This window comes from Yersinia sp. 2542 StPb PI (assembly GCF_048593855.1).
GTDB lineage: Bacteria > Pseudomonadota > Gammaproteobacteria > Enterobacterales > Enterobacteriaceae > Yersinia > Yersinia enterocolitica_E.
The window spans coordinates 1-15,333 of sequence record NZ_JAZGQA010000111.1; the positions used below are offsets into that span (position 1 = coordinate 1).

Consider the following 15,333-nt stretch of genomic DNA (forward strand, 5'->3'; position numbering starts at 1 on the left):
ATTTTTCTTTTTCTCCGCAGATAAAATCTATTAAATCATTGTGATGAAACATCCCACAGTGTTTTATGTTAGTTGTTTGATTTTTCTATGAAAACTAATTCCTTTCTTCGTGACATACCCTTTCTGAATATATCAGCAAAAAAACGCTATCTTAAGGTTTATTTAAGGTTAATGGACTAGAGTTGACCCTAGCAGACCACCGGTTTATCTGATGGGCGTTTAGTTTTCGTTAACTTAAGTGAGCATATAGTTGCCGACAGCTCTGGTGTCCTAAGGGATTATTCAATGCAGAATTTTTTGCCATTTTCACGTCCGTCAATCGGTACGGACGAAATTAATGCGGTCATAAATGTATTAGGCTCAGGTTGGATAACCACCGGCCCACAGAATCAACAGTTAGAAACTGATTTTTGTAAGGCATTTGGTTGCAAGCATGCTATTGCTGTCAGTTCGGCCACTGCGGGAATGCATATCACCTTGATGGCCTTGGGTATTGGCCCAGGGGATGAAGTTATTACCCCGTCTCAAACGTGGGTTTCTACTCTTAATATGATTGTGTTGCTGGGCGCTGAGCCGGTAATGATTGATGTTGATCGCGACACTTTAATGGTAAATGCTGCGGATGTTGCAGCAGCTATCACCGCAAAAACCAAAGCCATTATCCCGGTACATTATGCCGGCGCTCCCTGTGATCTTGATGCTTTGCGTTTAATTGCTCAGCATCAAGGTATCCCATTGATTGAAGATGCGGCCCATGCTGCTGGCACCCGCTATGGTAATCAATGGATTGGCGAGAAGGGCACCGCTATTTTCTCTTTCCATGCCATTAAAAACATGACTTGTGCTGAAGGCGGCTTAATTGCCACTGATGATGATGAGCTAGCCGACAAAGTACGGCAACTTAAGTTTCATGGCCTGGGTGTGGATGCCTTTGATCGACAGCGACAAGGGCGTAGCCCACAGGCCGAAGTCATAGTGCCTGGTTATAAATATAACTTATCTGATATTCACGCAGCGATTGCGGTAGTGCAACTCAGGCGTTTACCTGAAATCAATGCTCGTCGCCAAGAATTAGTTGCCCGCTACTATAAGGCATTGAACGATTCCCCCTTGCAACCCCTGGCGGTTCCCGACTATGCCCATCTCCATGCATGGCATCTGTTTATGGTGCGTGTTGATGAAGGTCGCTGCGCAATGAGTCGCGACTCACTGATGGAGCGGTTGAAAGAGTCAGGAATTGGTACTGGTCTGCATTTTCGTGCCGCCCATACTCAAAAGTATTATCGCGAACGCTATCCACAGTTGCACTTACCCAATACCGAGTGGAATTCCGCCAGATTATGCACATTGCCCCTTTTCCCCGACATGCTAGACAGTGATGTTGACCGGGTAGTTGATGCATTGGCAACTATTATAGGGCCGCACCGTGTTACAAAATGAGCAAATCAAAAAAGTATCAATAGTTATCCCTGTTTATAACGAGCAAGAGAGCTTGCCGGCATTAATAGAGAGGACGTCGGCTGCCTGTAAGTTACTCACCCAACCTTATGAAATTATTCTGGTTGATGACGGGAGTAGTGATAGTTCTGCTGAAATTTTGACAACAGCGGCGAACGTACCTGAAAACCACATAATCGCAGTTTTGCTAAATCGTAATTATGGCCAACATTCAGCCATTATGGCTGGATTCAATCAGGTTAGTGGTGATTTGGTCATTACACTTGATGCTGATCTGCAAAACCCGCCGGAGGAAATCCCACGGCTGGTCAGTGTGGCAGAAGAGGGCTACGACGTCGTCGGGACTGTGCGCGCTAATCGGCAAGATTCGCTGTTTCGTAAAACAGCCTCCCGTTTGATTAATCTGATGATTCAACGTGCTACAGGTAAATCTATGGGTGACTATGGCTGCATGTTACGAGCCTACCGCCGTCATATCGTAGAAGCAATATTACACTGTCACGAACGCAGTACCTTTATTCCCATTCTGGCAAACACCTTTGCCCGCCGTACCACTGAAATTACAGTTCATCATGCTGAGCGCGAATTCGGTGACTCAAAATACAGCCTGATGAAGCTCATTAATCTCATGTATGACTTGATAACTTGCCTGACAACGACCCCATTACGTCTGTTAAGCCTGGTGGGCAGTGTCATTGCACTTTCTGGTTTTACTCTTGCTGTGCTGTTAGTGGTTTTGCGTTTGGTATTTGGCCCGGAATGGGCAGGCGGCGGTGTCTTTACGCTCTTTGCCGTGTTGTTCATGTTCATCGGTGCCCAATTCGTTGGTATGGGGCTACTCGGTGAATACATCGGTCGAATTTATAACGATGTGCGCGCGCGCCCACGTTATTTCATACAGAAAGTGGTCGGGACAGAGCATACCGACAATAATCAGGAAGTAGAAAAATGAAAGCGATTGTATTTGCCTATCATGATATTGGCTGTGTAGGTCTAAAAGCACTAGTAGCAGCAGGTTACGATATTCAGGCAGTATTTACCCATACTGACGATCCTAATGAGAATCGTTTTTTCTCTTCAGTGGCCCGGGTTGCTGCTGATTTAGAACTTCCTGTATTTGCACCGGATGATGCCAATCATCCGTTATGGGTTGAGCGTATTAAGCAATTACAGCCGGATATTATTTTCTCTTTCTATTATCGCAATATGCTGTGTGATGAAATTTTGTCGTTAGCACCGCAAGGAGGGTTCAATTTACACGGCTCCTTGTTGCCGAAATACCGTGGGCGTGCTCCGATTAACTGGGCGCTGGTTAATGGGGAGACCGAAACAGGTGTAACCTTGCACCAAATGGTAAAAAAAGCTGATGCAGGCCCAATTGTGGGCCAACACAAAGTTACCATCAGCGATACAGATACTGCATTGACATTACATGCAAAAATGCGTGAAGCGTCGCAAGAGTTGTTACGTGATTTATTGCCAAAAATGAAGTGTTCTTCACTGCATCTGACACCACAAAAAGAAGCCGATGCCAGCTATTTTGGCCGACGAACTGCTGCTGATGGAGAGGTCAATTGGCAAAAGTCAGCATCAGATATCAATAATTTAGTTCGTGCCGTGACGGAGCCTTATCCCGGGGCATTCAGCTATCTTGGGCAGCGTAAACTCATCATCTGGCGTGCGCGACCGCTGAAGATGGCACACGGAAAGTTACCCGGCACCATACTCTCAATTTCACCTTTAGTTGTCGCCTGCGGTGAAGGTGCGCTGGAGATTGTTACTGGTCAGGGAGACGCGGGTTTGTATGTTCAGGGTAGTCGATTAGCCCAAGAAATGGGCATTGTCACGGATGTGCGTTTAGCTAACAGACCAAGCAATGCTTTGAAAAGACGTACCCGTGTACTGATCCTTGGTGTGAACGGCTTCATTGGTAATCACTTAACCGAACGCTTGTTGCGTGATGACCGTTACGAAGTCTATGGTCTGGATATTGGTTCTGATGCTATTAGTCGTTTCTTGGATAACCCTTTCTTCCATTTCGTGGAAGGCGACATCAGTATTCATTCCGAATGGATCGAATATCATATTAAAAAATGTGATGTCATTTTGCCGCTGGTGGCTATTGCGACGCCAATTGAATATACCCGCAATCCACTGCGTGTTTTCGAATTAGATTTTGAAGAAAATTTAAAGATTGTTCGCGATTGCGTTAAATACAATAAACGTATTGTCTTCCCATCCACTTCTGAAGTTTATGGTATGTGTGATGACAAAGAGTTTGACGAGGACAGTTCGCGACTGATTGTTGGGCCAATTAACAAACAACGCTGGATATATTCGGTATCCAAACAATTATTGGATCGTGTTATCTGGGCTTATGGTGCGAAAGAAAACCTCAGATTCACATTGTTCCGCCCATTTAACTGGATGGGGCCACGTTTGGATAACCTTGACGCTGCTCGTATTGGCAGTTCCCGCGCCATTACACAATTGATATTAAATCTGGTTGAAGGCTCTCCTATTCAACTGGTTGATGGTGGCGCGCAAAAACGCTGTTTTACTGATATTCATGATGGCATTGAAGCGCTATTTCGCATTATTGAGAACAATGATGGCTGCTGTGATGGTCAGATAATCAATATTGGTAACCCGACGAATGAGGCCAGTATTCGCGAATTAGCGCAAATGCTGCTGAGTAGTTTTGAAAAACATCAATTACGTGGTCACTTCCCACCATTTGCTGGCTTTAAAGATATCGAAAGCAGTGCCTATTATGGTAAAGGCTATCAGGATGTCGAATATCGCACCCCCAGCATCACGAATGCGCGACGTATTTTACATTGGCAGCCAGAAATCGCTTTGCAGCAAACTGTCAGCGAAACCTTGGATTTCTTCCTTCGTGGTGCTGTACTGGAACTGGGTGAAACCCAAAAGGATGAGCATTATCTATGAAGCAAGTTGGACTAAGAATTGATGTGGATACCTACCGTGGAACAAAAGAAGGTGTGCCATCATTACTTGCTGTATTGGAACAGTATGATATCAGCGCCAGCTTTTTCTTCAGTGTTGGCCCAGATAATATGGGGCGTCACTTGTGGCGTCTTTTCCGACCTCGTTTCTTGTGGAAGATGTTGCGTTCTAATGCCGCTTCGCTTTATGGCTGGGATATCTTACTGGCCGGAACCGCCTGGCCGGGTAAAAAAATCGGTAAAGACCTTGGCTCATTAATGAAAGCCACGTTACAAGCAGGGCATGAGGTTGGTTTGCATGCATGGGATCATCAAGGCTGGCAAGCTAAGGTTGCATCGTGGTCAACACAACAGCTAACTGAGCAGGTTCAATGGGGTGTGGATGCATTACAGAACAGCATTGGGCAGCCGGTAACTTGTTCCGCGGCTGCCGGCTGGCGTGCAGACTCGCGGGTGTTAGCCATCAAGCAACCGTTCGCTTTTCGTTATAACAGTGATTGTCGTGGTACTCATCCTTTCCGCCCCCTATTACCTGATGGCAGTCTTGGCAGTGTACAAATTCCTGTTACGTTGCCAACGTACGATGAAGTCGTAGGGAGTGAAGTGCGGGCTGAGGATTTTAATAATTTCATCATTGAAGCTATTTTGCGTGATAGAGGTGTCTCGGTTTATACCATTCATGCTGAAGTTGAAGGGATGTCTCAGGCAGTAATGTTTGAGCAATTATTAGTCCAGGCCAAAAAACAAGGTATCCAGTTTTGCCCGCTTCGAGAGTTATTACCCGATGATTTAGATTTATTGCCGATAGGGACCGTCGAGCGTACCACCTTTCCTGGCCGAGAGGGTTGGTTAGGGTGTCAGACAAAAATTAAGGATGTCGGATGAAACTGTTAAAAGGAGGCGGGGCAGCACTGTTGGCGTTGTTTTTTGCTTTGCTATACCTATTGCCAATCAATAGTCGTTTACTGTGGCAACCTGACGAAACTCGCTACGCTGAGATTAGCCGGGAAATGTTGCAACGTGGTGATTGGGTTGTGCCGCATTTTCTGGGGATCCGCTATTTCGAAAAGCCTATCGCTGGATATTGGTTTAATAATATTAGCCAGTGGATATTTGGCGACACTAATTTTGCCGTCCGATTTGGTTCCATTTTTAGTACCGCGCTAAGTGCAATATTAGTCTATTGGTTAGCGACTTTATTGTGGCGTAATCGCTCCACATCGGTACTGGCGACATTAATTTATCTCTCCATGTTGTTGGTATTTAGTATCGGCTCCTATGCGGTATTGGACCCGATGATTTCATTATGGTTGACCGCTTCAATGGTCTGTTTTTATCTCACATTGCGGGCCGAAACCTTGGCGCAGAAGGTGGGGGCTTACCTTTTGCTCGGCCTTGCTTGTGGCATGGGCTTTATGACCAAAGGTTTTCTGGCGTTGGCCGTGCCGGTTATTTCGGTATTGCCTATTGTCATACAGCAAAAGCGAATAAAAGAACTCATCATTTTTGGCCCGATAGCGATATTGGGTGCGGTAATCTTGAGCTTGCCGTGGGCATTGGCCATCGCGCAACGTGAACCCGATTTCTGGCATTACTTCTTTTGGGTTGAACATATTCAGAGATTCGCTGAAAAAGATGCTCAACATAAAGCCCCCATTTGGTATTACCTGCCTATTCTTTGCATCGGTGTATTGCCGTGGTTGGGGTTATTACCGGGAGCGTTACTTAAAGGGTGGCGTGAACGGGTGGCAAAACCAGAGCTGTTCTTTTTGCTCAGTTGGGTCGTCATGCCGTTGTTATTCTTCAGTGTGGCTAAAGGAAAACTCCCAACGTATATCTTGCCATGTATGGCTCCACTATCTTTACTGATGGCGGCATATGCAACAGATTGCGCCAGTAACATGCGTATGCGCGCGCTGAAAATAAATGGTGCAATAAATCTTATTTTTGGATTAGTTTGCGCGCTGGCGGTATTAGTTATTGGTTTGAATTTGGTAGGGCACTTGGTCGCCTATGGGCCACACGAGCAGCAGAAAGTAGTGTTGGGGATAGTCGCCTTTACTGGATGGGGGTTGGTGGGACTGATTACATTGTATAATAACGCCCGTTATTGGCGTTGGGCTGCCGCCTGTCCATTATTGTTGGTTTTGCTGGTGGGTTACCTGATTCCTCAACAGGTTATTGATTCCAAACAGCCGCAAAATTTTATTCAGAATAATTTTGATGCGTTGAGCAGCAGTCGCTATGTGCTTACCGACAGTGCGGGGGTAGCGGCAGGGTTAGCGTGGCAACTGAAACGTAGCGATATACTGATGTTCAGCGAAAAGGGCGAGCTGTCTTATGGGCTGAACTATGCTGACAGCAAAGATAAATACATTAGCAATAAAGATTTTAGTGAATGGTTGGCTCATGCAAGGCAGCAAGGTGACGTGTCGTTAGTTGTGCAATTATCTCGCGGTGAGGACATCTCTGCCCATTATCCGGTAGCCGACAAGGTTAATTTAATGAATCGTTTGGCACTTTTGTGGTACCAAAAGACACCATGACAAATTATTTGCTATTGATAGTTGTCAGTTTATTGACCTGTGCGGGGCAACTGTGTCAGAAGCAAGCTGCACAATGCTGGGGGCAATCTGGTGAAAAACGGCTTGCGCCAACACTGCGTTGGCTTGCTATCGCAGTGATATTGCTGGGCTTAGGAATGGTGCTGTGGTTACGTTTATTGCAACATCTGCCTTTGAGTGTGGCTTATCCGCTATTAAGCTTTAACTTTGTGTTGGTGACCTTGGCCGCGCAGTTGTTTTATGGAGAAAAGGCAACTTCTCGCCATTGGTTGGGTGTTGCCGCCATTATGTTTGGCATCCTTTTGATTAGTTGGCATTTATGAAAGGTTACCTGTGGGGAATAGGCAGTGTGGTGTTGGTGACCATGGCCCAACTCATGTTGAAGTGGGGGATGATGCATACCCCATTAATATCGTTGGCAGATATTAATGGTCAGTTTTTAGCACATCATCTGACACAATTAATGGCGGTAACTTTCGGGCTAGCCGGCTATGCAGTATCTATGTTGTGCTGGTTTTTTGCCTTAAGGTATTTGCCACTCAATCGAGCCTATCCATTACTGAGTCTTAGTTATGCGCTCGTCTATTTAGCCGCTGTATTGTTACCCTGGTTCAATGAGTCGGCGACGTTATTAAAAACGTTAGGGGCGGGGTTTATCCTACTGGGGATATGGCTGATTCACACCAAACCTATAAAAAGTGATTAAATCTATTATCTCATTCATATAACTTGTTTTTTCCAGACTCGATAGCTAAATTAGCTCTACTGGTACCTCTTGCTGGCCAGATATAGCGCCGAATAGCTTGCTGTGCGGTGGATTGGCTAAGCCTTACCCTGGTGATATCTCGATGCGGATGCGTTTCTGGATCTTTTTGGTCAGTATGATTCTTGCTGGTTGTAGCAGCCATGCTCCAACACCGAGTGGTCACTTATCAGATTCTATTGTGGTAGTTGCTAAACTGAATGAACAACTGCGTCAATGGGAAGGAACGCCATACCGTAATGGTGGGCTGGATCAAAGTGGGGTTGATTGTTCAGGGTTTGTTTACCGCACATTCCGTGATCGTTTTGATATGCAATTACCCCGAACAACAGCAGCGCAGACCACCTTAGGCACTAAAGTCTCTCGTGATGAACTCATGCCTGGCGACTTGGTGTTTTTCAAAACTGGCAGTGGACAAAATGGGCTGCATGTCGGTATTTACGATACTAATGATGAATTTATTCATGCCTCAACGAGTAAAGGTGTGATCCGTTCATCGCTAGAAAATGTTTATTGGAAACGTGTGTACTGGCAAGCGCGTCGCATTTGATGCATTTTCGATATAGTTCTTAATCAATACAGAATGAATCCTCGAACCTAAAGATATCGGCGTTGGTTATGTTATCTTAATAGCTGCTTATTTTGGTTCGGAGCCGCGTTTATGTCATCCCTTCGCTTACTCATTTCTGATTCTTATGACCCCTGGTTTAATCTGGCGGTAGAAGAGTGCATTTTCCGTCAGATGTCCCCGGATCAGCGAGTGTTATTTTTGTGGCGTAATGCTGACACCGTGGTGATAGGCCGCGCTCAGAATCCATGGAAAGAGTGTAATACGCGCCAAATGGAGCAAGATGGCGTGAAGCTGGCTCGGCGCAGCAGCGGCGGCGGGGCGGTATTTCATGATTTGGGCAATACCTGTTTCACCTTTATGGCGGGTAAACCTGAATATGATAAAACGGTCTCCACTCAAATTATTCTTACTGCGTTAGCCTCGCTCGGAATTCAGGCCACCGCTTCAGGTCGTAATGATTTGGTGGTTAAGAACGGTGATGATGAGCGCAAAGTTTCGGGCTCGGCATATAAAGAGACCAAAGATCGTGGTTTTCATCATGGCACATTGTTATTGAGTGCGGATCTGAGTCGTTTGGCCGATTACCTTAATCCTGATCCGAAAAAATTGCAGGCCAAAGGGATTACATCAGTGCGCTCCCGAGTCACCAATCTGGTGGAGCTATTACCGGGAATTGAGCATCAACAGATTTGTGTCGCCATTGAGCAGGCTTTTTTCGATTATTATAATGAAAAGGTGCTGGCGGAAAGAATCTCCCCACAAGCATTGCCCGACCTACCTGGTTTTACCGAACAATTTGCTAAACAGAGTAGCTGGGAATGGAATTTCGGTCAGGCCCCCGCCTTTAGCCACTTAGTCGATACCCGTTTTATTTGGGGCGGAATTGAACTGCATTTTGATGTATTACAGGGTGCCATCGCTCGCTGCCAAATCTTTACGGATAGTTTGAATCCGGCTCCGCTGGAAGCTTTGGCTGAGCGGCTACAAGGGACGGTGTATCGTCCCGAGGCTATTAACGTTGTTTGTCAGCAATTAAGCGATGATTTTCCTGAGTCACACGCTGAGCTGTTGCAAGTTAGTCACTGGCTGGCTGAGGTATTACGCTGATGACCCCTTTTAACTTTATTCCATCAGATAGCGCTTCAGAATCTGAGAAGACGCCTCAATTTAATAATAGCTACGGGCAGCAATTGAGTGGTTTTTATACTCACTTGCAACCAACGCCGTTAAAGGGGGCACGCTTGCTGTACCACAGTTCCCCTTTAGCGCAGGAGCTTGGGCTGGATGAGAGTTGGTTTAGTTTGCCGAAAGCCAGCGTATGGGCAGGAGAGGCTTTGCTACCAGGTATGGAGCCGCTGGCACAAGTATATAGTGGCCACCAGTTCGGCGTATGGGCAGGGCAGCTCGGGGATGGCCGTGGGATTTTGCTCGGGGAACAACAACTCAGTGACGGCCGCAGTATGGATTGGCATTTGAAAGGCGCAGGGTTAACCCCTTATTCCCGCATGGGGGATGGGCGGGCCGTTTTGCGCTCAGTCGTCCGGGAGTTTTTAGCCTCCGAAGCATTGCACCATCTAGGAATACCTACCAGCCGTGCACTGACCATTGTTACCAGCGAACATCCTGTTTATCGTGAGCAACCAGAACGTGGGGCGATGCTATTACGCGTGGCTGAAAGTCATGTTCGTTTTGGCCATTTCGAACACTTCTATTATCGACAGCAGCCTGCACAGGTCAGACAGTTGGCTGATTATGTTATTGCTCGTCACTGGCCGCAATGGGCCGGTCAACCGGAAAGTTACCTGTTGTGGTTTACTGATGTGGTAAAACGCACGGCACGTTTAATCGCTCATTGGCAAACGGTCGGTTTTGCTCATGGTGTGATGAATACCGATAATATGTCGATTCTTGGTATTACCATGGACTATGGTCCATTTGGTTTTCTTGATGACTATGTACCGGGATATATTTGCAATCACTCTGATGGTCAGGGGCGTTATGCTTTCGATAATCAGCCAGCGGTCGCACTATGGAATCTGCATCGGTTGGGGCAGGCGTTGTCCGGCTTAATGTCGGTGGAGCAGCTACAGTTGGCACTAGGGGCTTATGAGCCAGAGTTAATGGCAGCTTATGGCCAACAGATGCGCGCTAAACTAGGTTTTGTCGAAAACAGCAGCCAGGATAACGAGTTACTGACAGGATTATTGAGTTTGATGATTCAAGAGGGGCGAGATTATACCCGTACATTCCGCTTGTTGAGCCAGGTTGAAATGCATTCGGCGCAATCGCCACTACGTGATGATTTTATCGATAGAGCCGGTTTTGACAGTTGGTACCACCGTTATCGTACACGTCTGCAACAAGAGCCGATTGACGATGTTCAGCGTCAGCAATTGATGAAAGCGGTTAACCCGAAATATATATTGCGTAACTACCTGGCACAGCAAGTGATTGATCACGCTGAAAAGGATGATATTCAACCGCTACAGCGGTTGCATCAGGCATTACAGCATCCTTTCGCAGAGCAACCTGAATTTGATGACTTGGCGGCATTACCCCCTGACTGGGGGAAACATCTGGAAATCTCCTGTTCCAGTTAGTTGGTTGCATATCCAACGTATTCAGTGACTCGGGTGAGTAACAGCCGCTAACTTAGCTGCGGCTTCAAGGATGAAAGGTATTGCAATCACTCCTACTCGTCGCTAACAGAAGACGCTTTTACCGGCTGGACTCCCCGGCACTCCGCAACTGTTGTAGAACTTGGGGTGTTTGCAGGCCAAAACTCAGTAATGCTCTATCATCAATTACCAGTAATCGTTGCTTTTTACCCGCAGGAGTCAGAGCTATTCCCGGTAAACGCCATATATTATCAATACCACCCAGTGATTTAACGCTATATGACGTAACAATCAGCAGGTCAGGAGCACTGGCGATAATCCCTTCTTGTGATAAAGGGCGATATCCGCTGAATTTTTGCATGGTGTTGTTCAGGCCTGAAAGGCGAAATAAGCTATCCGCAGCAGTATTTTTACCCGCAGCCAGCGGCGGTAACCCCGCGTGGCTTATGATAAATAGAACCTTTACCGACAATGGTGTGGAATCTATCATTGCCAGCTGTTGCTGGTAGTGATTGATCAGTTGTCGGCCTTTCTGTTGCTGATTAACTGCGCTGGCAATCAACTGAATTTTAGTTACCACTGTTTGTGGCGAACTGTCCGCGGGAATAAGTATGACCTTTACCCCATAGTCAGTGATTTGCTTTAGCGCTCGTGACGCTGAAGCCTGTTTACGACATAACACCAACGTAGGTTGTAACGCGAGAATGCCTTCGGCATTGAGTTGTCGCAAGTAACCCACGTCGGGTAAGGCTTTCAATTCACTGGGGTGTTGGCTGGCACTATCCCTGGCCACAATGTTGGCACCTACGCCTAATGCGTAGGTGATTTCAGAGATATCACTGCCGAGTGTGATAATGCGTTGGCTGGCAATGCCACTGATTGGAATTATAATGGCAATAAATATTAGCCATTTATTCATCAGCGGAGCCTATGGCAGTCAATTCGGCCAGTTGCTGATGCCAGTGGTGCTGCTCTGGTTGGCCTTCGCTACGTTGCCCAAATAGTTGCAGAATATGGTTACCTTGAGTATCCAGCAGCTCCAGACTTGAGATGTAACCCTCGCTGGTCGGTTTGCGGGTTACCCAACTTTCTGCAATGGCATTCTCATGCAGGTGCAAAGCAAAACGGCGGTTAAGCACACTCATCCAATGAGGCGGCGGTGTTTGCTTCCCCTGGCAGGCAATGAATTGTTCTATCACGCCAGTGAAGATCTGCATACACCCGGTGTTACCGACAAAGATCATCACTTCATTCTGGCAAGCCTGTGCCGCATATAAAATTTGCCTTAATGCTTTATTATCAACCGGATAAGCCAGATCATCACCGACAGCCCGGAAGGCTTGCCGGCGGGTGATTTTATTGCGTTTGAGTAGCATAAAGAACCGATGGATATCGTTCATTTTGCGCCATTCATTATCTATCGCAGCGTTATCAATGACTGTCTCTGGAGTGAACGCTTTCTCTGTGGGGGAGAACACTAACCGCGCATTGGTTTCACAGCGATACTTTTCCACCAACTGCTGCCATGCGTTAAGGTCTGTTTCTTCGGTACAGTAGATTTGATGGATTGCCTTGCCTTGCAGATTACAGCAGTGAATACTCAATTGCTTACCCTGTGGTGTCTCCTCGCTCAGGCTAAAAATGCTGTCCCATTGACGGAAAAACAGCCTTAAATCCAGCGCGCGTGGATTAAGAACCAAACCCAGGTGACCGTGCAAGCGCAAATTCTGGTACTCACCCCAATGCTCATGTATTGCATAATCGTTACGGGTGATCGATTTAGTGACACCGACACTGGCTAACTCAGTCAGCAGTCTATCGGCACTGATATCCAGGCGTTGCGCATCCTGTCCTACCCGCGCATAAAATAGCTCGGCTTCACTGATATTCATCATACGAGCGATATCGTGTAGAGGCTTGCTGGGGTGTTGCTGCCGAGTGTTGAGATAGTGTTGGTAATGTGATATTTCCATGAGTCGCTTCCTTGTGATTACCACTGATAGCTGATTAATAGTTTGGCATTACGACCATCCTGCGGGATTGCTTGTGGTGAGTAGTGCACCTTATTGAATGCATTACCCAATACTGCGGTGGTGGTGAGGCCATTCAAGCTGCCAGCCCCATGGTAGCTTAGGTAAAAGTCATGGACCGCATAACCAGCTTGCGGCGCATAGGGACGGCGTGACGACGTTTTGGCATCGTTATTTTTCATAAACTTGGTATTTTCTGCCATTGTCAGGATCCAGCCAGTGCTAAAACCACTGTTGGCAATAGGGATATTAAGCCTGCTGGTGACGGTATCTGGATTGATACTGTTAATAAATTGGCGGGTGTCGAGATTAATAGCACGAGTGCGGTTATAGGCCAGCGTCCAGTCAATCCATTGATTCTGGTAATCCAATGACACATCCCAACCCCAGCTTTTACTGCGCGGGATATTGATGTAGCCGGAGCTCATCATATTGACATGACTGGTAATGCGGTCTTTAGCGTGGATATCAAAATAGCTGGCTTTAAATTTAACTGAATCGTTATCGGCGAATAGATTATCAAAATACACTCCGAACCCCGTTTCGCGGGTGACGTTGCTTTCTGGTCTTAAGTTTGGATTAGGGGACCAGTAATTAGAGAACCATCCGGCAGAGAAGTGTAGCGAGTTGTTATAAAGCTCCGCTAGCGTTGGGGTACGAAATGCCTGACTGTAAGCACCAAACAGCATCAACCAATCGGTTGGATCAATCGTAATTGCCCCCCGTGTTGACCAGTTTTTTGCCTCCTTATCAGCAAATCCTATGCGGCTGTTTTTATAACTGTCGAAGCGGCTGCCTACCAGCAAGGTAACGGGTAAATCACGCAGTGTAACTTCGTCTTGCAACCAACCGGAGGAGAATTTGATTTCAGCAGGGGGAAAATTACGAATAACGCCGGTTGGCACTTGCTCTTGATGGTAGGCTTCCACACCATAAGTGAACAAATGTGCGACTGGGCTGTAGGCAAATAGCTTACTGTTATTTTCCAGCTTTATGCCGTGGGTGATCTGTTTACGGCGGCCTGAGCCCTCGCGATTGACGTCATCACTAATATTGATCTCGGAATAGTAGAGTTGGCTGGTGGCATCCAACCAATCAAGGTGTTGTGGTTGCAGGCGGTAGGTTAACTCGGCATCACGTTGCAGGGTGGAACGATTCATCATTGGACTTTTATTAAATTTTAAGTCAGGTGTACTAAGGTTAGCCATGCGCGGTTCTAGTGCCTGGTTATTGTAATAACGCAAGGCGGTGGTTAACGATTGGCTGTCAGAAAGATAGGCGGTGCCCTTAAACATCAAGCTGTTAATCGTTTCATCATTCGGCGCTTCATTACCGTTACCGTGGTAAATATTGCCGACCTTACGTTTACTTAGCGCGACAATGCCATCAAGACTCTCTGTACGGCCAAAAATGGACATCCCAGAGCCGATACTGTGATAACCCGTGGCGCCATAACCGCTGACGCGGAAACCAAGATTTTGGCCCTCTGCCAGCAAATCGGCCGCATCAATGGTCTGGTAAGCAATCACCCCGCCCATGGCGCCACTACCAAACCTTGATGTTGATGGGCTACGAATGACGCTGACCCGCTTTATCAGTGCCGGATCAAGGAAAGTACCACTGATATTGGCCCCCGTGATGCCCTGACGAATACCATCAATGAGCACCAGCACACCATACTGATCATAGCCTCTGATATTAACGTTCTGTCCATTGGTGCGCCCAACACCGCTAACACTCACACCGGGTACGTTTTGCAACATTTCTGCGGCGGAGGTGGCAGTTTGTTTGTCTGGTAATGCAGCATCAATGACGGTGACTGTGCCGGGGGGGGTGAAACTGTCAGTCGTCGGTTGATTTCCGGTAGCAATAAGGGTGTGATTCTTACTGGCGGGTGCTGAATGGGCTGTCGCCAGTGGAGATAACGCCACTGTTATTGCCAGACTGCATAAAGATAAACGAAAGAAACGAAGCATGAGCAACTCTCCCTATGTTATTAAACATAATCAATAAGTTGCTGGCTGCCTTAGTGTTCAGTATGAGGTGGCTGGCGTAGTGGATTTTTTTGCAAATAGGATTGAGTGACTAAAAATTATTTAGTCAGTATCAGTTTTCCTGCTTTGGTTTGGCGCAAATAATAGAGCTGCCCTTGGTGATTGATCACCACGACATCATGTTGACCAAGCAGTTGTCCGCTGTTGATACAGGATAATTGCAACACCGCAGGAAATGGGTCTGGTGTGCAATTTACGGCTTGAGTAGGATAGGTGCCCTTACGCATAAGAAGTATTCTTTAGAGTATCCAGTTAAGTGATAATTATTATCATCTTCATGTGTGGATAGTTTCAATAACAATCTCT

At 46.7% G+C, this 15,333-nt stretch carries 14 protein-coding genes; 10 read left to right on the plus strand and 4 right to left on the minus strand.

The window, feature by feature from the left end:
• Positions 1 to 285 precede the first annotated feature (285 nt).
• The 10 genes from arnB to V1952_RS14000 all read left to right on the plus strand — a co-directional run bounded on the left by arnB (position 286) and on the right by V1952_RS14000 (position 10,925).
• Positions 286 to 1,440, plus strand: coding sequence for a UDP-4-amino-4-deoxy-L-arabinose aminotransferase (gene arnB, locus V1952_RS13955; protein WP_372559142.1), 1,155 nt, complete (start codon positions 286 to 288; stop codon positions 1,438 to 1,440).
• Positions 1,427 to 2,410: an undecaprenyl-phosphate 4-deoxy-4-formamido-L-arabinose transferase gene (arnC, locus tag V1952_RS13960; RefSeq protein ID WP_420074942.1), complete on the plus strand. Its 984-nt coding sequence runs from the start codon at positions 1,427 to 1,429 to the stop codon at positions 2,408 to 2,410. Before arnB ends, arnC begins: the two co-directional genes overlap by 14 nt.
• Positions 2,407 to 4,410: a bifunctional UDP-4-amino-4-deoxy-L-arabinose formyltransferase/UDP-glucuronic acid oxidase ArnA gene (gene arnA / locus V1952_RS13965; RefSeq protein WP_372559140.1), complete on the plus strand. Its 2,004-nt coding sequence runs from the start codon at positions 2,407 to 2,409 to the stop codon at positions 4,408 to 4,410. The genes arnC and arnA overlap by 4 nt, the downstream gene beginning before the upstream one ends.
• The gene (gene arnD, locus V1952_RS13970; RefSeq protein WP_372559139.1) at positions 4,407 to 5,312 is read left to right on the plus strand and encodes a 4-deoxy-4-formamido-L-arabinose-phosphoundecaprenol deformylase; all 906 of its coding nucleotides are present in this window, start codon (positions 4,407 to 4,409) and stop codon (positions 5,310 to 5,312) included. Before arnA ends, arnD begins: the two co-directional genes overlap by 4 nt.
• Positions 5,309 to 6,973: a lipid IV(A) 4-amino-4-deoxy-L-arabinosyltransferase gene (gene arnT / locus V1952_RS13975; protein ID WP_420074943.1), complete on the plus strand. Its 1,665-nt coding sequence runs from the start codon at positions 5,309 to 5,311 to the stop codon at positions 6,971 to 6,973. The genes arnD and arnT overlap by 4 nt, the downstream gene beginning before the upstream one ends.
• Entirely contained in the window at positions 6,970 to 7,314 is a 345-nt protein-coding gene (gene arnE, locus V1952_RS13980) for a 4-amino-4-deoxy-L-arabinose-phosphoundecaprenol flippase subunit ArnE (RefSeq protein WP_420074944.1), read from the plus strand. Before arnT ends, arnE begins: the two co-directional genes overlap by 4 nt.
• Positions 7,311 to 7,697: a 4-amino-4-deoxy-L-arabinose-phosphoundecaprenol flippase subunit ArnF gene (gene arnF / locus V1952_RS13985; RefSeq protein WP_372559137.1), complete on the plus strand. Its 387-nt coding sequence runs from the start codon at positions 7,311 to 7,313 to the stop codon at positions 7,695 to 7,697. Before arnE ends, arnF begins: the two co-directional genes overlap by 4 nt.
• Positions 7,698 to 7,839: 142 nt before the next feature.
• Positions 7,840 to 8,304, plus strand: a complete 465-nt coding sequence (locus tag V1952_RS13990) for an NlpC/P60 family protein (RefSeq protein ID WP_083158708.1) — start codon at positions 7,840 to 7,842, stop codon at positions 8,302 to 8,304.
• A gap of 111 nt (positions 8,305 to 8,415) precedes the next feature.
• Positions 8,416 to 9,432, plus strand: a complete 1,017-nt coding sequence (locus tag V1952_RS13995) for a lipoate--protein ligase A (RefSeq protein WP_372569235.1) — start codon at positions 8,416 to 8,418, stop codon at positions 9,430 to 9,432.
• Positions 9,432 to 10,925, plus strand: coding sequence for a protein adenylyltransferase SelO (locus V1952_RS14000; RefSeq protein ID WP_420074945.1), 1,494 nt, complete (start codon positions 9,432 to 9,434; stop codon positions 10,923 to 10,925). The genes V1952_RS13995 and V1952_RS14000 overlap by 1 nt, the downstream gene beginning before the upstream one ends.
• Positions 10,926 to 11,043: 118 nt before the next feature.
• Here V1952_RS14000 and V1952_RS14005 read toward each other — a convergent pair whose 3' ends face one another.
• The 4 genes from V1952_RS14005 to hemP form a co-directional block, all read right to left on the minus strand.
• Entirely contained in the window at positions 11,044 to 11,862 is an 819-nt protein-coding gene (locus V1952_RS14005; protein WP_372559134.1) for a heme/hemin ABC transporter substrate-binding protein, read from the minus strand.
• Entirely contained in the window at positions 11,855 to 12,916 is a 1,062-nt protein-coding gene (locus tag V1952_RS14010; RefSeq protein ID WP_420071607.1) for a hemin-degrading factor, read from the minus strand. The genes V1952_RS14005 and V1952_RS14010 overlap by 8 nt, the downstream gene beginning before the upstream one ends.
• Before the next feature lie 17 nt (positions 12,917 to 12,933).
• Entirely contained in the window at positions 12,934 to 14,949 is a 2,016-nt protein-coding gene (locus V1952_RS14015; RefSeq protein ID WP_420074946.1) for a TonB-dependent hemoglobin/transferrin/lactoferrin family receptor, read from the minus strand.
• Between the two features lie 116 nt (positions 14,950 to 15,065).
• Positions 15,066 to 15,254, minus strand: a complete 189-nt coding sequence (gene hemP / locus V1952_RS14020) for a hemin uptake protein HemP (RefSeq protein ID WP_372559131.1) — start codon at positions 15,252 to 15,254, stop codon at positions 15,066 to 15,068.
• Positions 15,255 to 15,333 lie beyond the last annotated feature (79 nt).